Raw genomic sequence first — 25853 nt, 5'->3', positions numbered from 1 at the left:
ATCTGGTTCCAACCCCTACTGTCATTTTTCATTTTCGGCGAATTTCATCGGTCGCAACAAGCGTAACACAATTCAAAGCTTTTATTGATCAGCGGAAAATCCGGAACAAGATTTCCTTTCACCGCAAGCGGGACGGCCGGCCAGTTGTTGTACGTGGCAGAACGCACCCGATAGCGATATACGCTTTGGTTCGGCCCGATCATCAGCCAATGCACGGTCTCTCCCCGCGGGGACTCCGTCCATCCCATCGACGATTGATAAGGCAAAAGTTCCGGAATCGGGGTGATAACGGCTCCTGCGGGAAGCTTATCCAACACTTGACGAATAATGGAAAACGATTGAAACACCTCAGCAATCCGTACACGAACCCTGGCGAGCACATCGCCTTCCTGCAAAGTCGGTACGTCAAATGCCACGTGCCGATAGGCTGCATAAGGTTGGTCACGTCTGACATCGATATTCCGTCCGGAGGCCCTTGCCGCCACGCCCACTACCTCCAGATCATTCGCCTGTTCCAACGTGAGCACCCCGGTGGCAGCCATCCGGTCGATCGCAATTTCATGCGAGAGCAGAATTTCGACCAGTTCTTGAAACTCCGCCTCCACTCTCTGCAGGGTCAGCCGAATATCTACACAATCTTTTGGTGTCAAGTCAATGCGCGTGCCGCCAAGATCAATGATCCCCCGCAAATAGCGGTGGCCAACGATCCGTTCATTAAGTTGCAACAATTCTTCCTTGAGCCTTGCCCCCTGGCTGACCCCAACGGCAAATCCAAATCCCGCGCATACGTTCCCGACATCCCCGATATGGTTGTACAAACGTTCCAATTCCAGGAAGAGAGTCCGCAAATACCTGGCGCGGAGCGGTATCTGCACCTGCCCTGCAGCTTCCACCGCCTGTGCGAAAGAAACCGCATGGGACAAGGCGCATACCCCGCATATCCGCTCCGCCAAATACAACGCCTTGCGCAGAGGCATTCCCTCACTGGCCTTTTCCAGACCGCGATGTGTATAGAAAAGTCTTGCATCCAAATGCAAAATGGTGTCGCCGACCACGCCAAATCGAAAATGACCCGGTTCAATGATTCCGGCGTGAATGGGACCGACCGGAACTTCCGTGACGTCTTCTCCCTCATACTGCATAAACGTTTCCCGGCTTTGCACCCTTGGCACATGCAGGCCAGCCGGAAATTCCTTGCGCAGAGGATGCAGTTCTTCCGGCCAATCGCCGTGCAGAACAAGCGGACGCGGATCCGGATGTCCCTGCGGCCGAAGCCCCAACAGGTCTTTGACTTCTCTCTCATACCAGTTTGCCGCAGGCAATTCGACTGCGACCGACGGAAACGTGGGATCCAATTCATCGATCCTTGTTTTGACCGTGATGAAATGATGCAATCGGTCAAACGAAAACACATAATACAAGGCGAACGATCCCGACACATCCCGTTCGTCGTTTCCCACCATGGTAAACAAACGGGCCTCTTTTTCCTTACAGAGAAAACGGCAAACGGCGGGAAGATCATTTTTTTCAATTGTGATCATCGTTTCATTCTGTGCGCTTTCATCCATCGAAAGCAGTTTCTGACCCAACTGTTGCCTGATTCGTGAAAGGAGTTGTTTTTTGTGCTTCTCCATTATCTGTGTACCCCCTGCAAAACCTGCGACACCTGATGAACCGTCTGGCTCAGGAAAGGCGGGACATACAGGCCGCAGACCACCACCGCCGCCAACGGGATCAAAAGGGCGGCCGTCGACCAGCGATCGATTTCTTTCTTTTGCAATTTCTCCGGGGCTTGGCCAAATGCCATTTTCACCACATAATAGACCATGCCGGCAAAGATCAGCACAACCAACAGAAGAAAGAGAACGGCCGCCCACAGATGGCCCGCTTGAAACCCAGCCCGCATAATGGTGAATTCACTGATAAACACGTTAAAGGGAGGAGCCCCTGCAATCGCAAACGTGGCAACCAGAAACATACTGCCGGTTACAGGCATCGCCTGAACAATTCCCGAGATGCGATCCATCCGTTTGGAATGATATTTTTGATTGATGTTTCCTGCCAGGAAGAACAGGAGGGACTTTGCCATCGAATGGTTGAACATATGCAGGAACGCCCCATACAACCCCAACGTTCCGCCGATGCCGACGCCCAGCGTGATGATCCCAATGTGTTCCACGCTTGAATAAGCCAACATCCGTTTCAGATCGTGCTGTACCAGGATGAACGGCACGGTAATGGCCATTGACAGGAGACCAAAGAAAATCAAAAATTGCCCCGCTTTTCCACCGAGGGTTGTATTCGCAATGGCAAATACGCGAAATATCCCGTACAATGCAGTATTTAGCAATACCCCCGACAAAACCGCGCTCACCGGCGACGGCGCCTGGCTGTGCGCATCCGGCAGCCAGAAGTGCATGGGAGCAAAACCAGCCTTTGTTCCGAAGCCGACCAACACAAAGAGAAAGGCAACCAAAATCCACTTTGGATTCAAATGTTCGGCAACTTGACTCAAGACACTCCAGTGCAAGGCCCGCGGATCTTCCCCCAGCAAATGGCTGCCTGCGAGATAGAGAAAAATGATCCCCAAAAGGGCGAACGCGATTCCCACGCTGCCCATTATAAGATACTTCCACGCAGCCTCAAGAGCGGTGCCTTTTTTATAAAATGCAACCAATAATGCAGAGACCAGCGTGGTCAATTCGATTCCCACCCACAGGAAACCCAGATTGTCAACGACGCTCACGGCCAGCATGGTAAACAGAAACAGGTGAAACCACAAGTAGTAAAGGCGGCACTGCTGTTCTGTAATGACCTGTTCGTTGATCTCGTGCCGCATGTAACCGATTGAATAAAGAGCGGCGGTAAAACCAACCAGAACAATCAACGAAATATTGAACGCACCCAGCGCATCCACATAAAAAAACCCGTTTCCACCTTTGATCGGAGCGCCTGTCAGCACCTGACAAGCTGCGGCGAGCCCGGCCAAAAGCGTCACAAAGGCGCCCGCCAGTTGAAACTTTTCGCATACGTTTTGGTTTTTGATCCTCCAGGCAAGGAGACCCGTTACAAGCGGAGTTCCCAACAGCGTCCAGATCCAGCCCATCTCCGTCATCCCTTCAGATTCTGCATTTTTTCCGTATTTAAACTCTCGAAAGTCGAATGAATCCGAAACGATAAAATGCCTATGACGATGACCGTCACAAGCATATCAAAAAAGATTCCCAGTTCAACGATCAGAGGCATTCCATAACTCAACGATTGGGCAATCAAAAACAGACCGTTTTCGATGGTAATCAACCCAACCCCCTGCATAATCGCCTTCTTGTGATCGATCATGATCAAAGTCCCCAGGAAAATGAGAATGATCGAAACCGCAAGGTACGGCTGTCCATGTTCCTTGCCGGGCAACTCGAGACGGGATGCGAGGTAAAACCCGGCCGCCGACAGCGCCAGCGCAAGCAGCAAAGAGATGTATTTGGATGTAAACCGTTCCACCTCGCGTTTGATGTCTATTTTTTTGATCGTGTACTGAAGAATAAAGGGAATCAGGAGCGCTTTGACCAACAAAGTGAGAACAGCTGCGATCAACAGATGCGAAATACCGGTCTTGTACCACATGGCGCCTGCGGAAAATGCAAGGATCGTCGATTGAAACGCCAATATGCCGACCGAATCACCGATTCTCCGGATTTGGAACAACATCCATGTGCTGATCAACAAGGAAAATGCGATTGCTTGATCCATTCCCGTTCCTCCCTCTCACTCCGCTGCCCGAATGAGGATTGCCAACAGCGACAGCACCATTGAGGACAGCAATAATTTGGGAACTTTAAAAATACGGATTTTCGCGTAAAGCGTCTCAATGAAAGCCAGTACAACCCCCAGCCCAACCAGCTTCAGCAGGTACAGCAAAAATGAGAAAAACACCCCGTCTGCCGTCCCGCTGACTTCCAGGCCCCAGGGGAAGAAGAGATTGATAAAAAGGCTTGCCACCAACAGTTGTTTGATCTGTGCCGCCCACATCATTAAACCCAGGTATCGTCCGGAATATTCCAGCAGCATCCCTTCATGAATCATCGTTAATTCCAGGTGAGTATCCGGATTGTCAACCGGAATCCGACCTGTTTCGGCAATCACAACGATCAGCATGGCCACAAAAGCAAGAGCATAAGAAGGTTCGATCCAATTCCATTCGCGTGCAGCAAGCACCTGGATGAGCCGATCCAGTTTGGTCGTTCCGCCCGACAGAAACAGCACAAAAGCAGCCAATAACAAAGCGGGTTCCGCAATTGCGGACAAAGCCATTTCTCTGCTCGATCCCATCCCGCCAAAAGAACCTCCTGCGTCAAGCGCCGTGAGCGCCGTAAACAATCGGGCCAAACCAAATAAATAGACGATCAGGATCATGTCTCCCACAAATCCGAAAGGAGGATCTGCCTGGAAAGCGGGAACGAAAAGCCCGGCCGTCAAAATGGCGGCAAACACAATGTAGGGGGTTGCCACCGTCAGCCATGAGGCATGATTGGAGATCACCGCATCCTTTTTCAAATATTTGACCAGGTCGTGGTATGGCTGCAGTACGCTCGGGCCGATGCGATTTTGCAATCGGGCCTTGGTTTTTTTTATGATTCCCTGGTACAGCGGAGCAACCAGAAGAAGTGTCATCGTTTGCAACAATGCGTTTCCGATCGTCCATCCGATGCCTGTCATGTGCGCTCACCTACCGAACCAAAAGTAATAAGAGAATGAGTGTGGCAATCATATAGGCCAGGTAACTCTGCAGGTTTCCGTTCTGAATCATCCTGACCCGCTGCGACAAGAAAACCGCAATTTGAACCAAAGGCCGATACAGCATGGATTCAAACACGGAATCAATCTGTAATCGATGCTGGATGCGCTTAGGATAATACGTATATTCGCCTCGCACCTCCACCCGCCGCCGCGGACGATACAGCCATTGAAAAATCATCAAGACCGGGTGAGAATACGAGGTTCCCGTATACGCCATGGATGGCTGCAGAGGTGTTCCACAGTTCCATGTTTCAGCCACCTGATTTTTGCTTTTCCCAACCCATAAATGCAAGAAAACGAAACTCACAAGCAACAGACCCGTGAAAGCCAGAAGAACTGCAGCAAGGGACAGAGCTTCCCCTGAACCTTCGGTGAACGGGACATAAAAAATTGCATCACCCGTTACCTTTGTGCCGAAGTATCGTCCAACGATGCCCTCCGTCACCCGCAGGGCAAATCCTGGCCAAATCCCCAAAAGCAATGAGCCGATCGCTAACATCGCCATACCAAGACGCATCGACACGGGAACTTCCCTTGCTTGTTCCGCCTTTTTCGTGCGAGGCATTGCGAGAAATGCGACTCCGAAGTGCTTGACAAAACCGCCCGCCACAAGAGCTCCCGTCAGTCCAAGCAGGGCGGCCGACAGACCCCCGATTCCCTTCCACCAGGGATTTTCCAGATCAAATGCCAGATGCAACAACGACTGAAAGGTCGCCCATTCACTCATAAATCCGTTAAACGGCGGCAACGCGGAAAGCGCCACCCCGCCGATCAAAAACAATACGGCTGTCCACGGCATCCGCCGAATGAGTCCCCCAAGCTGATTTACGTTTTTTGTGTGTGCCGCGTAAAGCACCGCACCGGCTCCCATGAACAACAGGCCTTTGAAGATTGCATGATTCATCGCATGGTAAAGGGCTGCGGTCAATGCCAAAGCTCCGGGAACCGGATGATGATAGGCATAAAACAGCAGAGACGTTCCGATTCCCATAAAGATGATTCCCATATTTTCCGCGCTGCTGTATGCCAGAAACCGTTTCATGTCATTTTCGGCCAATCCGTACAAAATTCCGACCAAAGCAGAAATCACTCCGAACCCAAGAACAACAGCCCCCCACCAAGCAGGTCCGCCACCCAAAACGTCATACCCGACTCTTAGAAACCCATACACGGCGGTCTTGATCATAACCGCCGACATCAAGGCGGACACATGGCCGGGTGCCGCGGGATGAGCTCTCGGCAACCATATATGGAGGGGAATCAAGCCCGCTTTCGTGCCAAACCCGATCAGAAACATCAGGAAAACAAGGTTTTTTGGCAAAACCGGCAACTGCGGCGAGACCTTCTGAAACGCGTCGAATTCGAAACTGCCGGCAAACAGGAACAGGGTCAAAAACGAGAGAATGAGAAAGGCCGTGCCGAAATGCGTCATCGTAACATATACGAATCCCGCCTTGCGAACATCCGGTTTTTCATGCTCGTACATCACAAGCAGAAAGGAAACAAGGGACATCAGTTCCCACGCCAGCAAGAAGGTGATTCCGTTATCGACTGTAACGACCGCTACCATGGAGAGCAAAAACAAATTGAGTCCCGTACCCAGCAACCCTACATTTTTCTTCCCATAGTATTCGGTTACATACCCGATGGAATAGACAGAAACGGCGACGGACAGGACAGAAATGATCAACAAAAAGAACGCTGACAACAAATCGACCCGGAAGGTCAAAACAACATCAGGAACAATGCGCCATGAAGAAAGGAACATCGTTTTTCCCGTAACCAATACACGGATCGCCGCAAGCGCCCCTGCAAGTCCGCCAAAAAATGCACCTGAATGAGAAACGAAGTTCGCCATCTTTGGTTTGCCACTTGTACTAATGGCCCCCAATCCGCCAAATAGGAAAAAGACCAAAGATGCCCCAAACAGAACTGCCCCCAGATCGAGTCCGTCCATGTAAGCACCTCCGAACATACGTATAGTTGAATATCTGATTCTTTAAATATACAGATTTTCTCTTTCGATTACAATTCACAATTTTATTGTTCCACGCCTCGGACAACTCACCCTTGGTATTCCTAAGCAATATCCGGTGAGATCTTCTCTTTAAAGATGCGATACAGCCATGCCTGATAAACGATCACAATCGGGACAAAAACACTTGTCGCGATCAGCATGATCTTCATGCTCAGCGTGCTTGCGGCCGCCGACCATCCAGATCGAGAAAGCTCTCAGTTTCGCAGTGATTTTGTTCCTACCGAAGAACCACAGTTCCATAAAGGTCGACTCCAGAAAATACGCGGCCAGGGCTTCAATTGCCAGAGGTGATCCGATAATATCTATCATATACAGGAAATACCTTAACCAGTTCATTCCAGGTTGAAACTCCAGGGTAATACCTGTAACAGCCCCCACACAAAATTCTTTTCACATGATTGACTGCGTCTTGACGCTGGTTCAGGTGCTACCCTCAATCATCATGAGGCCAGGTTTATTGTTGGATCAACTTGAATTGTAAAGCGGGAACCAGAAGACGAGCCATGATGATAGTGGTTTCAAACGCCTTCGAGGTTCCCGCCCCATCGCCGCCATACCCAGCATCCTCTTTTGCAATCGATGTGCAAATTGGAAGAATACGATTCACCAAAGGCCAAAATGCAGCTTATAAATGACACTCCTCCCGACACTGGCTCATCGGGAGGAGTATTTGCAATGCCCAAAAGATTGTCATCGATTCAAGCAGTCCGTTCAACTGTGTTGCGTATGTTGCGTTCTGTGGAATTTTATTGTTGCCGATGCCGTAATTTTCTGTACGATGCTGCTCCCTTCCGCCGTTCCATCATTCCCCGACTTCCAACTTCCATTTGTTCTGATTCGAATCGTTCCTTGTCCGCCAACAGGCTGAACCGTCAAGGTCAATGTCTGATCCGTTTGTTTTAAATCCACGATTTCCACCGTCGCATACTCAATCGTCAGTCCCTCGGCCAGGTCAAAGTCCCGTACAAAAATCGCACCCGAACGAGGGGGAATCACCACCTCCTCCCCGTCAAAGAGCGGTAAGCCGTTCTCATAAATGACCGCTCTCTGCTCGACTTCGTCGTAATTGTTCAGAAATAGAAAAGAGTCTTTTTCATTGCATCGTTCAACCAGTGACAAATCCGGATTTGTCGAGGATAGGTGGCCGACTACACCGATCAACTTGGCAATTTCTTTGATAACGCCAAGCTGATAGCCGTAGTCCTGTCCCATTGCCAATCCCAAGACAACGATCTTGCCGCTACCGGCTTGTTTCACATATGCGGCAACCTCCGATTTTCCATTGCGGGTGAACGAAGCTATGGCTTCACCGTCAAATTCGATAAAACGCAAACGTTGTTTGACCATCACCGAATCGATATTTAGGACATCGACAGTATCGATTTCCCGAACCACTTCCCATTTGCCCAACTGCAATTCGTCAGCCAATATCCTACAAGCTTTTCCTTGCAAATCCATTATTGGAATTTCCGGATATAAAACGAGTTTTCCGCCGTTTTTTACATAAGAAGCAAGCCGTTTTTGCAAGCCTCTGTCCATATATCGGCAGGAAAACACCCATAAGGTGGGTACTTCTTCTACCCGTATTTCCTTCAACAGGTCAACGGCCTCAAAATGAATGTTGGCTCCTACCAGCAAGCGTAAGATTCCATCAAAAGCAAAATGCTCGCGTTTGTCGATGATTTCCTCGATCATACGTTTTTCCCGCTCATCAATAACTTCCGTCATATAATCGTCCGGGTTGAAACCAACGAAAGTGTGCACTTTTTTGGGAGCATTCAAAAGCCTTTTCCCGACAGCCTGCAACACTTTCCCAAGATGTTGCGCTTTTTCATAGTTGGGCCGAATATTCCCGTTTGCATCGATCGGCGCCTGCCATTCGTGGCGTCTGCCGAACAAACCGATATCCCCGTAGTTCTCGCCACCTACAAACATGTAATAATTCAACGCATTCATCCCATGTGCGACACAAGTTCTGGTGTTCAGATCGAGATCCTGCGGGTACAATCGCGGCCGGTCGGCCAGGCGCCCAGACTGGAACTCTGCAGAAAATAACGGCTGTTCCTTGTTGGAGATCGCCCTCGTGTAAGTCGAACTCAGAACCAGATCGTGATAAGTATCGTAACCGATATGACCGGGATAAAAATCGCCAGCCACAACCACATCAGAAAACTCGGCTGTCTTATAGAGCTGTGACAGACCGATCGGATAGTCAACACCGCGGCTGTAAATGGAATAATCTTTAAATCCGTGCACATTAATGATAAATGGAACGTCAATCCCGCTCTGTAACGCAAATGTTCGTAAATCTCCGACATAATCTTTCAGATATTCGCGCCAAAACTTTCTCCATTCATAATGAAACGGAGGATATTCGTCGGACAAGCCTTTTTGAAACGTTTCGACAAATCCCCAAAAAGAAGTTTCTTGTAGTCCGTACTCGGCATTAAAACGCTCGATCGATTGATACTTCCTTTCCAAATAAGCGGCAAACCTCCGCAGCGTGTCTGGATTGAAATCGGACGTATTGGAAACCCAATGCAACATCCCGATCTCGTTACACAATTGATACATAATCACCGGTCCGTTCTGTGAAATCTGCATCGGTGCAATGATTTCGTTGACGGCTTTATACCATTTTTCCACCTTTTCAAGAAACAGCGCGTGTCGATACGATACCACCTTTGTCGGATGTTCCTTGCCGCCGCGCGTTTTTGCAATCACTTCCGGATAGCGGTCCAACAACCAATTCGGAATGCCATGGTAGCGAACTTCAGCCATTACATACGGGCCGGGCCTAACGATGCAATACAAACCTTTTTCTTTGATCAGTTTCAAAAATCCCTGTAGGTCCCGTTCCCCTCTCGTTTGTCCAGTGAGATCCAGCACGCCTTCTTCCATTTCGTGCCACACCCAGGGCACATAGGTGCTGACAAGATTGCAGCCGGCTTCGATTAACAAATCCAAACGTTGTTCCCACTCTTGTTTCGGCACGCGGAAATAATGCATTTCCCCGCCGTATAAAAACGTATCCTCGCCATGAATGATAAATTTCCCTTGCTTCATCCGCACGTTCACGCTTGCAACCTCCAGTTCCAATCTTTTACTGGTAAAATACCACAGAAACAATTTCTACATCATAATCATTGGAAGAAACGAATTGCCCATCGTTGTCAAATACCTTAATGACCAGTTTATAGGCTCCGTTTTCCAGTTCTTGGGACGGCGAATAACCCAATGTTATTTCATGAATCGCATCAGCTTCCATGTCAAATCTTTCATCTTTCAGAACGGTAGCCCTGCCATGTCTTTCGATGGACAGTTCATAACGGTAATCGGCGAGATTTTTATGATAATCGTTGATTATATAGAGCTTGATCTCCACATGTTTTCCTTTCGTCCAGATCGTTCGCCCCATTCTTGCCACTGGAAGTACGGGTTGATAAGCTTTTTTTAATGCATAATACCCCAGTTTCGGAATTCTGTCGTAGTCGATCACCGCCCATGTAATCGACGGCCAGCAATCCACAAACATAAATTGGTAAAGCCCGCCCAGATTATTGTATTTGTCAAGTCGATATTCTTCGATCGCAAACTTCAGCAGTCTGGCCTGATATTCCTGCGAGTTGCGGACCAACTCTTCCAGATTGTCTCCCATTTTGATTCTGGCTACGTGGAAGGTCTCGTCATATTGAAAATTGTGATACGCCATCCTTTCCCAATCCGGTGGCCATGTCTTGCCGCAAATGTCTTTTGCGATCTGAATGTTAGGAAGAGCCTGGGCACCAAATTCACTGACAATCGGTTTGTAAGGTCTCGTCATAAATTCTTCCATCGTTTTATAGTACCATCCCGGATACGGATGTTCGCTAAAATCCGAATGTTCGTGAACGTATCTTGTGGAATCCAAAGCGCACACAGCTTGATACAGCAAGGGATCCAATTCTTCCGTGTTTACGCTTGGCTCATTGTGGCAACACCAGATTCCGATGGATGCATGGTTATATAAAATATCTACCATCTCTTTGATTTGTCCAACTGCATTCTCTGCAAAAATATCGCTGCGGCTATAAGACCACTGGAGTGCAAAATCCTGCCAAATCAACACCCCTTCACGGTCGCACGCCTCGTAGAATTCTTTCCTGGTGATATGGGCGTGCACACGAACCGAATTGATATTCGCGTTTTTAATCAGTTCGACATCTTTCTCGATTTTCTCTTGGGTGTATCCGCTCAACCATTGTGCCGGTATGATATTCGTTCCACGGATAAATATTGGTTTGTTGTTCAGGAGCCATTGATTTTTCACCGCATCAAATGTAAAACTCCGGATGCCTGCAGCAAATTCCTTTTTGTGAATCAACTGATCTTGCCGAAAAAGCTCAACTTCACAGCGGTACAGGTAGGGTTCTCCCAAATCCCACGTCCACCAGAGCTTCGGTGACTGGATTGATATGACAAAATCTTTCTCCTGCAAGATCGTTTGCAATTTTACATCACGCACATATTCTTGGCCGTCAATCTTGATCCGAAGTTGATAATCTCCCGGTACTGTACAATAGATTTTCGGCCTGATTGTTACTTTAGCGCTTCCATCTTTTAACAATATAGGAATCCATTTCACGCTTTCAATAAAATTGTATGGCCTTATGTCGAGATACACATCGTTCCAGATACCGCCCGTATTCATGGATTGTCCCCATTTTGGACTGCATCCTCCGGGCCGCGCATCGTGGTGATTCAATACACCCTTGATTAAGAGCTTGTTGTCGGGCCAAACTTCCTCCGGGTCTTCCATGGGGGAATCGACAATAACTTTTACTACATTGTCTTCTTTTAACAATCCACTTACGTCAAACTCAAACGGTTGAAAATACCCCTCATGCTCGCCAATGTACCGGTCATTCAAATAGACCTTTGCAAAATAATCCACCCCGTCAAACCGTAAGAAAACCATTTTTCCCTCGAATTGTTCCGGACTCGCAGAAAAGTGTTTGACAAATTCGATCCTTCCCGCAAAATTATGCACTCCCGCCAGCTCCCAGTTTTGCGGAATGGTCATAACACCGGGAGCAGGAAGGTCTGTTTTGTCTTCCCTGATTCCTCCATCGGTACCGATACAGGTGCGGGATAAAGGCCTGTATTCCCATTCCCCGTTCAAATCAATTCTCATTTTTGCCTCCCCTTTGACCGCGCATCTTGCTTCATTATTTCATACCCGAAATCGTAATTCCCTTGACAAAATACTTCTGGAAAAACAGAAAAACGATGATAATGGGAATCACCAAGAAGGCGGAACCCGCCATCTGCAAGGCAAAGTTACCCCCATGTTGTCCTTTCAACAGGGCGAGTCCGACAGACAGAGTGTACAGGCGTTCGTCGTTTGCGACGATCAACGGCCATAGAAAACTGTTCCACGCACCGATAAATGTAAAGATGCTCTGTACCGCAAGCACCGGTTTTGATTCAGGCAAAATAATCTGCCAAAAGATCCGAAATTCACCCGCGCCGTCAAGTCGGGCCGCCTCAATCAATTCGGTTGGTATGGTCGCCATAAACTGTCGAAACAGAAAGATGCCAAATGCCCCGACGAGCCCAGGAAGGATGATGCCGGCCATCGTATTGGTCAGCCCCATTTCATTCAGCATCAAGTATACGGGGATCATGGTGACCTGACCGGGTATCATCATCGTCGCCAAAACGAGATAGAACAGTTTTTCTTTCCCCGGAAATTGAAACTTGGCGAACGCATACCCCGCTAAAGCGTTAAGAAACAAGCCGAGAAAGGAAAAAATCGCTATCACGAACGTGTTTTTCAGATAAACGACAAAATTCATTTTTTGAAACAACTCGATATAATTCCCGAGAGTCGGATGCTTGGGAATCAATGTTGGCGGAATGTTGAAAACTTCGCTTTCCGGCTTAAAGGACGTAACGACCATCCACAAAAATGGAAGGACCATCGCTGCTGCACCAATTAGGAGCAGTAACACGATCCAAACTTTTTCCTTGCGGTTTTCTTTCATTTTCAAACTTCACCACCGTTCGCCGCTTTAATATTCAATTCCTTTTTTGCTCAGCTTAAATTGAAGAAAGGTGACGGTAATGATCAGAACAAACAAGATAAAGGAACCTGCCGCCGCGTAGCCAAAAAATCCGAGTTGAAAACCATTCTGGTACACGTACAGAGCGATCGACAAAGTAGAATTGAGCGGTCCGCCCCCCGTCATCATAAACGGTTCATCAAAAAACTGCAGCCAGCCTATGATTGTCGTGATGGCAACGAAAAATATCGCGTGACCCATCAACGGAATCTTGATATACATTAACTTCTGCCATTTACTCGCCCCATCGATTTCCGCCGCTTCGTAATACACTTTTGGAATCCCTTGCAGAGCGGCCAAAAATATGATCATGTTGGCACCGATCGCTTTCCATAACGCCAGTATGATCAGCGACAACTTGGCCCAAATAGGATGCGAAAGCCATTGAACTGCCGGCAAGCCAGCCAAAGAGAGAAAATAATTCAACAACCCGTAGTTGGAGTTATAAATCCAGCCCCAAACGACAGCGACCGCAATGGAATTGGTGATAGACGGCATATAATAAAACAACCTCAGCAATTTAAAAATCATGCTTTTACTGTAATCCAGCAGAATCGCTGCCGCCATGGAAAAAAGAATCACCAACGGGACACCGACAACCACATAGAAGAGGGTGTTCAGGATTGACTGCCGAAATGCGCTGTCAGACACTATGTTGGTGTAATTTTTTAAACCTACAAATTGGATCGTTGTCCAATTGGCGAGACCCGCAAGATCGATATTTGTAAAACTTATGATCAGCGACACAAGGATCGGTAGAATCATAAAAATCAGCAAAAGAACGATGGTAGGAGCGATAAACAGATACGGGTATTTATATTTATTGATCCATTTGATCACATTTCCCATTGAATCACCTCCTCTCCCCCTACCGAAGTAGGGGGGAGTCCCATTTTTCAGATTATTTTTTCATATTGGCTTTCACTTGTTCATTCAACTGATCCAGCGTGGATTGGATATCCTGTTTCCCGACGATGATCTTCTCCAAAGCGTCCGCGGTCGCCTTTTCAATGGCAGTCCAATTTTTGATCAGAGGCGTAGATTGGGCATTTTTCAGCTGTTCGCCAAATGTTGCTAGAATTGGATCATCTTTGAGCTTCGAATCTTTCCATGCTTGTTGATGGGCAGGCAGGTCGGTTGAAATGTTAAACCATTCGAGCTGGTTTTCCGGCTTGCTCATAAAGGCGATAAATTTAACAGAATCGTCTTTATTTTTAGAAAAATTGAAAACCGAAAGATTGGAGCCGCCAACAAACGAAGTGTTCGTCTGATTTCCGGGCAGAACGGCTGTCGCCCATTTTCCTTTTAGATCAGGCAATTGCTTGTTTAACAGAGTTACCATCCAGGGTCCACTGACAAACATAGGCTTGATCCCCTGTTTGAAAGCCTGGAAGAGGTCGAGATTCTGATCAGCCGTTGCAGGTGCCGCTCCACCTGTAAAAAAGCTGCTATAATACTTTACGGCTTCCGCGAATTCCTTGCTGTTAAACTGCGGATTTCCATTCTCGTCGATTAACTTCGCCCCATTTTGCCACGCTAGCATATAGACCGCCAACTGGTCTTTCGGCGAAAAATCGATTCCGTATTTTCCCTGCCCGCGTTTCGCCAATTTGACCGCCGCATCCTTCAGTTCATCCCATGTTTTCGGAGGATGGTCATACCCGATTTCTTTTAATAGGTCCGTACGATAGAACAAGACGCGGGTATCGACATACCACGGCACGCCGACAATCTGATCATTATATTTCACTGTCTTCACAGAACCTTCGTAATAGTTTTCTGGTTTCAGTTCGGGATATTGGGCAAAATACGGTGTGAGATCCGCCAGCGACCCGGAACTTGCAAATTCAGGTACCCAGGTCGTTCCCAACTGAACCACATCTGGTCCTGTTTTCGAAGCAACCGCCGTCATCAGTTTGTTATAGGCGACATCCCAAGGAATCGCCTGGACTTCCACCTGAACACCGGGGTTTTGAGCTTCAAATTTTTTTGCCATCTGGGGCAAAATCTTTCCCTCTTCGCCCATCGCCCATACTTTCAAAACGATTGGATTTTTCTCATTACCGGCCGCATTTGGTTGATTCGAGCCATCAGTATTTTTGGAACATCCAGCAACCGCGACAGTGAACATCAACAAAGCCGTGAGCCACCAATGAATCCATTTCCCCATTCTCATCGCTACGGTTCCCCCTTTTATTTCACCTGGGCATCTGCTTATTCAGTTGTTTGCCGCCGCATGATTCGCGGATGATCAACTCTGTTTCCAACAGAATAAAATTGGATGAAAAATCGCCATTGAGTGCCCTGAAAATCTGTTGCGCCGCCAGCGATCCCATCTCTCGCATCGGCTGGCGAATGGTTGTAAGCGGCGGTTGCACATATTCGGCCAGCTGAATATCGTCAAACCCGACAATCGCAATCTCCTGCCCGATGTTTATTCCTGCCTGCTTCAATACCTCCATCGCCCCGATCGCCATCTCATCATTGGCAGCGAATATCGCTTCCGGCAATCTGTTTTGCAGAAGCATCAACTTGGCCGCATGATTCCCTCCCTCTTTTGTAAAATTCCCCTGGTACAAAAGATGGCCTGAAAACGGAATTCCGTGATCCCGCAAAGCCTTTTTGTACCCCTCGAAACGTTTCGAATTATCGAATGAATTACTGGGGCCGCTTAAGTAAGCGATTTCATTCCTCCCCAAAGAAACAAGATGCTCAACAGCCTTGTAAGCTCCGCCTTCATTGTCGACCTGAATATTTAAGACATACTCTGCTTCAATCCGTTTATCGAGCAAAACAACCGGCATATCTTTTCTTGCAGCGTCGCTGATCAGGTTTTCGTCGATGTTGGATGCGAGTATGATGACTCCATCCGCTCGTTTTTCCTTCAAAAACTTTGCGGCTGTACTGTTTTTTCCGCCAATCGAGCTGACCGCAATCAGGTCGTAACCGTTTGCAATTGTTACATCCTGGATTCCTTTGATCAATTCGGAATAGAACGGCCCCGACAGATCGGGCAGGATCAAACCAACCGTATTGGTTTTGTTTGATTTCAAATCCCTGGCGATTCCGCTCGGTTGATAGTTCAATCTTCTCGCCGCATCCAGCACTTTCTTTCTGGTATCGGAACTTACGAGACCGCTGTTGTTGAGGGCGTACGATGCCGTGGATACCGCAACCCCCGCCAATTTCGCCACATCTTTGATCGTTGCCATACTCACCACCTATCTTTCGTATTGAAACGTTTCGATTAATTGTATTTTAGTAAAAGGACACGTCAGCAGTCAATATCTTTTTCCAGAAAATTTTGTTCCGTCTCTTTTCCTTGATACGTTTTCGTGGCGACTCAGGCCGGGCGAAGTCATTAATGCGAAAGTACTGTAAGAAAATCAGGTGTTGCAATTGTTCAAATTTTGTTATAATACAGTTGTAACTGATCGTTCCGTTTTGGGGGGATCGTTATGGGGAATCCGAATATAGCTATTCGCTCAATCAGCGACATACATAAAGAGATAAAGGATCTGGAAGCGATGTGGAGTCGCTTTGTCTTCGAAAAGCGTGAACCGCAACGGATGCGCAATCTTGTATATCAGTCATGGAAGCGCTGTCAAACGCTGGGCGTCAATCCCCGGCAAAAACAAACCTCCATCGTGCTGACCGACGATCAATTGGTCGACTGGGTGAAGCAATCTCACCTCTACCAGATTTCTCTGCCCATCCTTCGGGATTTGGCCCGGGAAATCGATGGCACCCAGCATTTGATCACCCTCTGCGACAACAAAGGAAGGATTATTCATTTGCAGGGAGAACGCAAGATTTTGCAGAAAGCGGAGCGCATGAATTTTGTGCAGGGCTCCGACTGGAGCGAAGCAGCTGCCGGAACCAATGCGATCGGGACCTGTCTTGAGACAAAACAACCAATCCAGATTTTTTCCTATGAGCATTTTTGTGAAGGATGCCATCCTTGGGTCTGTTCAGCTGCCCCAATCGAAGATCCATTAACCGGACAATTGTTGGGCGTGGTCGACTTGACCGGTCCCAGCGATGTTGCCCAACCCCATTCCCTGGGGATTGCGGTAATGACGGCCAAAACGATTGAGAAGCGGTTTCGTAGAGTCTCCCTGGAAATGCGCCATCATCTGCAGGCCCATTTTATACAGGCGGTGGAAAAATCGAAAAATGGCCCGATTTTGCTACTGGACGAAACTTTGCAAGTTGTTGCCGCGACTTCGACCGCATTTTCCCTTTTGCAAATGGAAGACAGGCGCGATTTTTGGACGCTGTCAGACATGAACCAGTTGAAGTCGACCCTGCTCAGCCTCACCGACGCGCAAACGGAAGCTTTCCTCCCTGCTCGGCAATTGACCGTTTCAATCGAACCCATTGTATGGAATCATACAAGAGTCGGTTTCCTTCTGCATCTTCATAATAATAAAACACAACACCGCTCACTCACTCCGCCTGCAAATCATTGGTCTGGGATCATCGGCGAATCGAAAGCGCTGAAGAACATCATTTCCAAGAGCCAAATCGTCGCCCCCACCAATGTCCCTGTGTTAATCACAGGAGAAAGCGGCACCGGCAAAGAACGGTTCGCCAGAGCGATCCATCGTGCGAGTCCACGACACCGAGCTCCTTTTGTAGCGATTAATTGCGGAGCTGTCCCGAAGGAGCTGATCGCCAGCGAGTTGTTTGGTTATGATGCCGGCACCTTCACGGGCGGCAATCCGAAAGGCAAAACGGGAAAATTTGAAGAAGCGGACGGCGGGACATTATTTCTTGATGAAATCGGTGAAATGCCGCTTGATTTGCAAGTTTTCTTGCTGCGCGTTTTGCAGGAAAAAGAAATCGTCCGCCTGGGAGCATCCAAACCGGTTCCGGTTGATGTGCGAATTATCGCCGCCACCAATCAAAATCTGGACAAACTGGTTAAAGAAGGGAGATTTCGATCCGATCTTTTTTACCGGCTGAATGTTGTCCAACTGGCGCTTCCTCCGCTGCGGGAACGAGGGGATGATGTGCTTGTGTTATGCGGCCACTTTATTGAAAAGTTTGCCAAAAAGCATGGCAAGCAGGTGGTCGGCGCCGATGATGCAGTGTTGTCTTTCCTTCGCGAATACCATTGGCCCGGAAATATCAGGGAACTGGAAAACGCGATCGAGCATGCCGTACTGTTTGCCGACAGAGAGCGCATTCAGTTGTCCGATTTGCCCAATCATATGTTTACCCTTGTGAACCGCTCGAAGTCTCCCTTGGAACAGGAAGAAAAAAAGCTGCTTTATCAATTGTACCAGGAGACAAACGGAAACCTGTCAGAAATCGCGAGGCGCTGCAAGATTGCTCGCACCACATTATACAGAAAAATGAAAAAATACAACCTACTGTAAGCGCTTTACAGAAAAGCGACGATCTGTGGCAAGATCGTCGCTTTTTCCTGTTTGTTTCCTACCCCGCCTGCGGCCGCGGCGCAGGGCGTCCCAGCCATTCTTCATAAAACGCGTCGATATCGGGTTCGAAATCCTTGATCACCGGGTACCAGGGAGTCACGTTTTCCACCTCTAACTGCACGCCGCAAGAGGGACAGTAATATTCCCGAATCACCTGCCATTCGGGATCCGGAGCCAGCAGTTTGGGATACAGCTCTTCCAGCTTCTCTTCCGTATCCCGGACGTAAATCAGCGCATGCAGTTTCCAGTTGTCCCGATAGTCGCAAAATTCGTGGCCGCAGTCGCACTTCACAATGCGGTCGCCATTTTCTTTCTGCACAATGTACAAGTGCAGGCCGGCTGGGAGGAGAATACGGTCCTCCCACGGGACCCTTTCCTGCAAGATGCCGAGATATGTGTCAAACCGCTCGGGATCCTTAAAGTTGGAAAGCATTTCCTTCAGCTTGAAAAAATCAATCGTGCCGTCGATCAGTTCTTCTATCGTTTTTTTGTCATATTTGGCCATGATGCAACCTCCCTGCCTGTAATGTTTTATTGGATTTGATTGCGGGCCCCGAATACCGGGATTTCCAGTTCGTTTTCCTTGATGATCCAATCTTCGGGCAGGTTCCAGAATTGACGAAACTCGTTGGTAAACTTCTCGCTTAAGGCAAAACTGCTGGCGTACATGTGACGAACTTGAATCGCGGCCTGTTTGTTCAAAATCCGCTTCCTCTCTTGCTTCATCCATTCGCGTGTGGGTTTTCCACGCTTGATCCGCTCTTTCCGGATTTCGGCACGGCGCTGTTCGGTCTTCGCCGCGTCGACCACCCAGCGTCCTTTTTCGTCCCGGGAAATGACGGCGCCATACACTTTTTCCGCATACTTTGGCAACAGGTGCCCGTCGTTGAGATCTGTTTCCACCGCTTTCGGATTTCTCTCAAGCGGGTCGCCGAAACCGGGGCCTCCACGCAGGTAATTCAGATACAAGTCGTAATTTTCAAAAATCGTTTCCGTCGTGATCGCCTGTTTGTCCCGCTTGATTTCTTTCGCCTCGATCAGTTTTTCATATTTCGGATCGCCGGGATCCGGATCTCCCCCCAACGGCAGAGGGAGCCGCTTTTCGATCAATTCCTTGATGTTTGTCCCATGTGCTTCAAAACGGTATCCCGACGCTGCCGGATATCCTCCCATCAGACCGCAATCGCTGCTCATGTAGCCATTGCCCATGAAAAACATGGTCCAATCTTTGGCACCCCATACCATCCGCAAGGTTTCGTACCCGTTTCCGCCTCGGTACTTTCCGTACCCTCCCGTGTTCGGCTTGATCGTTCTCCCGAGATACAACAGCGGTTCGGCCAGCTCCCAGATTTCCATATCCCCCATGTCTCCTTCGGGATTCCACACGGCCGCCGCGTGATCGATCCCGTCCTTGACCGCACTCGCACCGACTCCTTCAGCTGCCGATTCAAAACTGTTGACCGCATGGTTTTCGTTAAACTGATTGTACCCGCCGCCCTGCAACCAGTTGCTGGTGTTCGCATTCCCCGCGTTCACTTCTTCCAGGTAACCGCGGGCAAAATAGGTTCGGCTAAGCGACCGCCACAACGGGCTCCACGCGGAAACAAGGAAATGCCAGGCATAGCTGTGGGCGGTGCGGATGTCGTCCGGATTCAGCCAGGAACCATAGGGAAGTCCAAATCTGCTAGCGTAATAGGCTCCGTCGTTGACCCGGTCGTTCGGGATCAAGGTTTGTGACAGCATCACCCAGATTCCGCTGGTGATCGAAACCGGTGTCGCGTTATAGCTGTGCCATCCCCAGCGGTTGACTCCTTCAAAGTCGATTTCCAATTTTCCGTCCTTGTGAATCGTCATTTCGGACGGGGCGTGCATGATGGTGTTGAGGCGGGCATACGGCGGCACATCGAGATGTTTGTAGGGAACATCGACAAACGAAACGCCGCGGTACTTGCCCGGAATGGTCATCGACTTCACCTGGTTGATAAACCCCCGGCGCCCGTCCTCGATCACTTCCCGGATGAATTGTTTATAGGCGTCAATACCCTCCTCCTCGATGATCTGCAGCACCAAATCGCGGATCATATGGCAGCCGGCGACGCGGGTCCGCTCATCCAGCAGCCAGTACTTGGTGGTGCGCACGGAACGCTGGCTTTCGATCAGCCAATCTCGCAACAAAATGTCGTTTTTGCCGATTTTCCGGCAGGCCACCTGATATCCGTCATCGTATCGAGTTACGGGACCGACCGTCATGCTGCCGGGAGCGGTGGCCCCGACGTCGATCACGTGGGTGACGCCGCCTACCCAGCCAACCAGTTCCTCTCCCCAGAAAATCGGCACGATCGTGTGCACGTCGCAAGGGTGGACGTTGCCGATCTGACAGTCGTTGTTGCAGAAGATATCGCCCGGTTCGATTCCCGGATTTTCTTCGTAATCGTTTTTGATCATGTACTTGATCGCGGCGCCCATCGTACCCACGTGGATGATGATGCCCGTGGAGGTCACGATCGAATCCGCTTCCGGCGTATACAGGGTGAAACACAATTCCCCTTCCTGCTCGACGATCGGGGAGGCGGCCACCCGCTTGGCCGTCTCGCGGGCGTGAACCACGCCGCCGCGCAGTTTCGCAAATATTTTTTCGTACCGAATCGGATTCGATTCTTTGAACGGCAATTCTTTCAATCCGGCGTAGCAGCCGGTTTCACGGCTGAGCCGGTCAACTTCTTCCCTCATTTGTTTGAGCGTTTTTCCATTCCAACCGATCGGACGGCGGGCGGTCAACCGAACTCCCAATTCATTCTCCAAAATCGCCACTTGCAACCCCTCCTCCAATTTTTCTCAGGCAAACCTGGAAAACGGTTTGCGGCTCACTTGGGTTCCTTCAGGTGGAAAATGCGGTGTTGATCCAGATACGTCTCATAACCCGGCGGAATGACAAACGTTGTGGCGGACGATTCCAGAATGGCAAACCCCTTGATCCGGTTCCCCGCTTTCAATTTTTCCATTTCCCAGATGTCGGCCTTCACCCACTCTCCTTTCCAATAGACATTGCGGGTTCCAAGGTACGCGTCCGCCGGAGGATTCTCGCCGCACAGCGGCTCTTCCGGAATTTTCGGCTTCGGCACTTCCACGATCCCGCGGACAATCGCCCCGGTGACCGAATATCCCAGTTCGGGGGAGCGGGCGGCTTTTGCGTACACGCGACTATACGTTTCTTCAAAAGCGCTGACCAACACCTCCCAGTCTTCGGTCGTTCGCAGCGCCTTGGTCGGCGATTCGATTTCCAGATCGTTCAGCTGCCCCTGATATTGCATCCGGAAATAAAAGCGGAATTCGACCTGGTCGCGGGAGAAACTGTTTTTCTCAAACTCGTCGGCCACTCTGTCCATCAGTTCCTGCCAAGCGTGTTGCAACTCTGTGAGCGCGTTCAATTTTTCCTGTTCGTCCGCGACAGCGCTTACATTAATATCAAGCGTTTTGTCATAACGGTATTCGAAATCGGCGGCACCGCACCCGAAAGCGGAAAATCCCGCGGCCCAGGCCGGAACCAGGATGTCCTCGAAGCCAAGCCCTTTCGTGTAGCCCGCCGTATGCAACGGTCCGCCCCCTCCGTACGAAAAACACACATATTGGGATGGAGAGTAGCCCTTGCCAAGAATCATCGATTCCAGGTAATTGCGGAGCTGCGACTCCAGCAGATCGATCACCCCGTAGGCGGCATCCTCCACGCTCAGGCCGAGCGGGTCGGCAATCTGTTCCTTGACCGCCTGATAGGCTCTTTCCGGAAACAGTTTCACCTCTCCTCCCAGAAAGTTGTCGGGATTGATCAATCCGAGCACGACGTGGCAGTCGGATACGGTAACGGTTTCAATACCGCCGGCCGGATTGCATACGCCGACCCGATATCCGGCGCTGTCAGGTCCCAGTGTAATCGACTTGAAGTTTGGGTCAATCCGGACGAAGCTGCCGGCGCCGGCCCCCACCGTATCCATCGCGACCAACGGCAGCGACAAAACCAGGCGCGCCATGTCCGGGCTGGTATTGATGCTCAAATCCCCTTGCGTGATCAGAGCCATGTCAAAACTGGTCCCGCCAATATCGGAACATGCGATATTGCGAATGCCCAAATGCTCGCCCAAATATTTCGCCCCCACAACACCGCCGATCGGTCCTGACACCAGCGTGCGGGCCAATTCATTCGCCTGAAAGCTGATCGTTCCGCCGTGGCTGGCCATGACCCGCAGATCGAATCTGGCCCCTTTTTCCTTGATGCGCGTATCGATCTTTGACAGCGTTTCGCGGGAAGGATCCGCCGCATAAGCCTCAATGATGGTGGTATTGGTGCGGTGCGACTCTTTCCGCAGCGGATAGTAATCGACCGAGGCGAAAATCGGCACCTCTTTCCCCCGTTTTTTCATGATTTCCTTCGCCATGTCCCGAACCTTGCGCTCATGCGCGGGGTACTTATAGGAGTGAAGGAAGCTGATGACGATCGCTTCCACATCCTGATCCAGCAAATCGACCACCGCTTGTTCCACCTCATGTTCATAGAGTGGAATCACGACGTTCCCGAACAGATCCACCCGTTCGGTAACCCCGCGCGTCAACTCCCTCGGCACCAGTGGGGGATCATAGCGGTGTGTGTTCAAATGCAGGCGGTCCGAATAAGAGTACCCGAGATAAGCTTGGATTGCTCTGCCCATGCGGTGAAAATCTTCCATTCCCTTGTTGACAATCAGTCCGACGCGCCGCCCCTTGCGGGATACCAAACGATTGAGCATCGCCGTCCCGGAATACACGCCTGCCACCAGCTGGGGGAAAGCTTCTTCCACGGTCGTGCCCCAATAGGAAAGGGCGTCGCGCGCCGAGTTCAGGAGGCCGATCGATTCATCATCGGGGGTGGACTGCGCTTTGCCGACCACAAATTCCCCCTTGTCGTCGATGATGAAGGTGTCCGTCATGGTGCCTCCGGCGTCGATCGCGAGAATTTGCGCATTCACGCTTGCCATGTGGTGACTCATCTCCCTTCAATACAATATTGGCTGACACAAGAGGACTACCCCTTGCTGCCATTAAATAACTAGCAAAAACAGTGCCAACCTCCGGACACGACCGATTTTCGCTGTTTCCATCCGGCTGCTACAGGCTTTCCCGTCACATTGGAAAACAGTCTCCCTTTCGTTCCCGGGGCAGTTGTATCGAACCGCTACAACTGTAGTGCTACACAGATGAACAACGCCCATTTGTATACATAAAAATGAAAGCAGTCATACTACACGCGAGAAAACGCGGTGTTGGGGATGAATTCAGAATGAAAAAAATCTGGCTGATCTATTTCCGCGATTTGAAAAATATTTCCGGAAACTGGGTGGCTTTTGTTTTGATTCTGGGACTGGTGATTTTACCTTCCCTTTATGCCTGGTTTAATATTAAAGCGTCCTGGGATCCCTATGGGCGGACCAGCGGTCTTCAGGTAGCTGTCGTGAATCGGGATGCAGGGGCCACCTTGCAGGGGAAACCGCTGAATATCGGAGATCAGATTATTTCTGCGTTAAAGGAAAACCGGAAAATCGGTTGGACGTTCGTCGATGAAAAGCAGGCGATGAAAGGTGTGGAGCATGGTGATTATTATGCGAGCATCCTGATTCCCGCGGATTTTTCGAAAAAGATCGCGACGGTTCTGACGGACAATCCGCAAAAAGCTGAGCTTGACTACTATGTGAACGAAAAAATCAATGCGATTGCCCCGAGAATCACCGCGAAGGGAGCAAGCGGCATTGTGGAAGAAATCAACCGTACCTTTATCAAGGTCGCAACCGAAACGCTGTTTCGGATTTTTAACGAGCTCGGAATCGAATTGGAAACCCAACGCCCTGCGATCGAAAAAGTGAGGGATTTGATATTCAAACTGGAGGCCCTGATACCCGAGATCAATTCGATCGTAAACGTTGCCTCCGATGATATTCGTACCCTGAACGAGCTCATCCGTAAGGCACAGGCCAATCTTCCGTTGTTGGCCCGACTGGCGCAGGACGGACAAGACCTGGCCAACCGGGTCGGCCAATTTCTTGACCGGATTTCGGAGGCGTTCGCCACAATTTCGCCCAATGTCAAACAGGATCTTGCGCTGTTACAGCAAACCGCCTTGGCCGCAGAGCAGGTGAGTGCCATTTTGCAAGATGTCGGAACCGACCCTGCCGCCCTGGAAGTGGAACTGGACAGATCCGCTGAGCGGCTGGCGATTGCAATGAAAAACACGGACAATCTGGTTGCCCTGTTTGATCGGCTGAACAGTCTCGCTGGCAACCACCGGCTCGCTTCCATGACAGGTCGGCTGCGGCAAGTCAGCCAGAATTTTCAACAGCAGTTGTCCCTGGTGAATAACGTGCACAATGTTCTCAAGCAAGGAGGAAGGCCAGCCGACGAACTGATCAACAATCTCCATCGTATTTCGGAAGACAGCAACCGGTCCATCGGAGATATTTTACAGCGATATGACAGCGAGATCGCGCCTCAGATCCAACAAGGGGTGGATCAGGCGAAAGCATCTGTCCAGAATGTGGATGAAGTGTTGGCTGAAGCAAGCAAAAGGATCCCCGATGTGCAGCGTATTCTAAACGATGCGTCGCAAGGGCTGGCAGTAGGTATGCAAGAACTGCAAGCCATCCAAAGCAATCTGCCTGCCGTAGAGGCGGGAATCAAACGCCTGGCCAACCTGATTCGAACCTTGGAAAAGGAAGGAACCCTTGACCAACTGATTGACCTGTTAAAAAAAGATGCGAAAAAAGAAAGTGAATTTTTCACCCAACCTGTCGTATTGAAGGAAAATAAACTGTTTCCCATTCCGAATTACGGATCTGCCATGTCGCCATTTTTTACTACCCTTTCGCTTTGGGTGGGAGCGTTGCTCTTGGTTTCCTTATTGACTGTTGAAGTGCATGATCCAAACGTCGAGTATAAAAGCTACGAGATCTACTTTGGACGTTATCTTACGTTTCTGACCCTGGCGGATCTGCAATCGCTCGTGGTCACAACCGGGGACATTCTGATTGTACAGGCCTATGTGGCAGATAAAATGTGGTTCATCTTATTCGGCATGCTGCTCAGCTCCGTGTTCATGTTTATCGTATATACCCTGGTTTCCGTGTTCGGCAACGTCGGCAAAGCGATGGCGATTCTTTTGCTGGTGCTGCAGATTGCCGGTTCTGGCGGTACGTTTCCGATTCAGGTGACGCCGCAGTTTTTTCAGGTCTTATACCCTTTCCTGCCGTTTACGTATGCCATCAGTATGCTCCGGGAAGCCGTCGGAGGGATCCTTTGGGATATTGTCGGCAAGGATCTTTTCATGCTGGGTGTCTATGTCGTGATTACACTCATGATGGGCCTGGCATTAAAGAAATTTATTAACCAGGCAACTGAAGGACTGGTCAAGAAAGCGAAAAAAAGCCAACTGATCCACTAGGAATCCGACTGCAA

The 25853-nt window shown here is 49.6% G+C and carries 16 protein-coding genes and 1 pseudogene; 2 read left to right on the top strand and 15 right to left on the bottom strand.

Going from position 1 to position 25853, the window contains the following annotated elements:
• Positions 1-44: 44 nt before the first annotated feature.
• From C230_RS0118420 to C230_RS0118360, 12 genes and pseudogenes are all read right to left on the bottom strand, one after another.
• Entirely contained in the window at positions 45-1634 is a 1590-nt protein-coding gene (locus C230_RS0118420) for a hydrogenase large subunit (RefSeq protein WP_018133527.1), read from the bottom strand.
• Positions 1634-3106: a hydrogenase 4 subunit F gene (locus C230_RS0118415; protein WP_018133526.1), complete on the bottom strand. Its 1473-nt coding sequence runs from the start codon at positions 3104-3106 to the stop codon at positions 1634-1636. The genes C230_RS0118420 and C230_RS0118415 overlap by 1 nt, the downstream gene beginning before the upstream one ends.
• A gap of 5 nt (positions 3107-3111) precedes the next feature.
• A complete protein-coding gene (locus C230_RS0118410) occupies positions 3112-3747 on the bottom strand; it encodes a hypothetical protein (RefSeq protein WP_018133525.1) in 636 nt (211 codons plus the stop codon).
• 15 nt (positions 3748-3762) lie between these two features.
• On the bottom strand, positions 3763-4713 hold the full coding sequence (locus C230_RS0118405) for a respiratory chain complex I subunit 1 family protein (RefSeq protein ID WP_018133524.1): 951 nt from the start codon (positions 4711-4713) through the stop codon (positions 3763-3765).
• Positions 4714-4723: 10 nt separating this feature from the next.
• Complete coding sequence (gene hyfB, locus C230_RS0118400; RefSeq protein ID WP_018133523.1) at positions 4724-6751, bottom strand: hydrogenase 4 subunit B; 2028 nt, start codon at positions 6749-6751, stop codon at positions 4724-4726.
• 252 nt (positions 6752-7003) lie between these two features.
• Positions 7004-7210 (bottom strand): annotated as a pseudogene (locus tag C230_RS0118395) (cytochrome ubiquinol oxidase subunit I); the annotation flags it as partial.
• Between the two features lie 333 nt (positions 7211-7543).
• Positions 7544-9898 (bottom strand): beta-galactosidase, encoded by a 2355-nt coding sequence (locus C230_RS0118385; RefSeq protein ID WP_281168957.1) that lies wholly within the window; start codon positions 9896-9898, stop codon positions 7544-7546.
• 37 nt (positions 9899-9935) lie between these two features.
• Positions 9936-12005 (bottom strand): glycoside hydrolase family 2 protein, encoded by a 2070-nt coding sequence (locus tag C230_RS0118380; protein WP_018133520.1) that lies wholly within the window; start codon positions 12003-12005, stop codon positions 9936-9938.
• 34 nt (positions 12006-12039) lie between these two features.
• Positions 12040-12858 (bottom strand): carbohydrate ABC transporter permease, encoded by an 819-nt coding sequence (locus C230_RS0118375; RefSeq protein ID WP_018133519.1) that lies wholly within the window; start codon positions 12856-12858, stop codon positions 12040-12042.
• 27 nt (positions 12859-12885) lie between these two features.
• Positions 12886-13785 carry a carbohydrate ABC transporter permease gene (locus tag C230_RS0118370; protein ID WP_018133518.1) on the bottom strand — a complete coding sequence of 300 codons (900 nt, stop codon included), beginning with the start codon at positions 13783-13785 and terminating at the stop codon, positions 12886-12888.
• Between the two features lie 52 nt (positions 13786-13837).
• Positions 13838-15112, bottom strand: a complete 1275-nt coding sequence (locus C230_RS0118365) for a sugar ABC transporter substrate-binding protein (RefSeq protein WP_018133517.1) — start codon at positions 15110-15112, stop codon at positions 13838-13840.
• 22 nt (positions 15113-15134) lie between these two features.
• The gene (locus C230_RS0118360; protein WP_018133516.1) at positions 15135-16148 is read right to left on the bottom strand and encodes a LacI family DNA-binding transcriptional regulator; all 1014 of its coding nucleotides are present in this window, start codon (positions 16146-16148) and stop codon (positions 15135-15137) included.
• A 246-nt stretch (positions 16149-16394) separates the two neighbouring features.
• On the opposite strand from C230_RS0118360, the gene C230_RS0118355 reads away from it, so the two are divergent.
• A complete protein-coding gene (locus C230_RS0118355) occupies positions 16395-18320 on the top strand; it encodes a sigma-54-dependent Fis family transcriptional regulator (protein ID WP_018133515.1) in 1926 nt (641 codons plus the stop codon).
• Positions 18321-18378: 58 nt separating this feature from the next.
• Here the strand turns inward: C230_RS0118355 and C230_RS0118350 are convergent, their stop codons facing one another.
• Genes C230_RS0118350 through C230_RS0118340 form a run of 3 tightly spaced genes read right to left on the bottom strand, consistent with a single transcriptional unit; the run spans position 18379 to position 23386 of the window.
• Entirely contained in the window at positions 18379-18885 is a 507-nt protein-coding gene (locus tag C230_RS0118350; protein ID WP_018133514.1) for an acetone carboxylase subunit gamma, read from the bottom strand.
• 26 nt (positions 18886-18911) lie between these two features.
• Positions 18912-21191, bottom strand: a complete 2280-nt coding sequence (locus C230_RS0118345) for a hydantoinase B/oxoprolinase family protein (protein WP_018133513.1) — start codon at positions 21189-21191, stop codon at positions 18912-18914.
• Between the two features lie 53 nt (positions 21192-21244).
• Entirely contained in the window at positions 21245-23386 is a 2142-nt protein-coding gene (locus C230_RS0118340; RefSeq protein ID WP_018133512.1) for a hydantoinase/oxoprolinase family protein, read from the bottom strand.
• 302 nt (positions 23387-23688) lie between these two features.
• Between C230_RS0118340 and C230_RS0118335 the strand changes: the two genes are divergently transcribed.
• Positions 23689-25839, top strand: a complete 2151-nt coding sequence (locus tag C230_RS0118335) for a YhgE/Pip domain-containing protein (RefSeq protein WP_018133511.1) — start codon at positions 23689-23691, stop codon at positions 25837-25839.
• The last annotated feature ends 14 nt before the right edge of the window (positions 25840-25853 follow it).

This window comes from Effusibacillus pohliae DSM 22757, assembly GCF_000376225.1.
GTDB classification, from domain to species: Bacteria; Bacillota; Bacilli; order Tumebacillales; family Effusibacillaceae; genus Effusibacillus; species Effusibacillus pohliae.
Note: the sequence above shows the minus strand (reverse complement) of the source record. Positions and strands in the feature narration are given on the sequence as shown.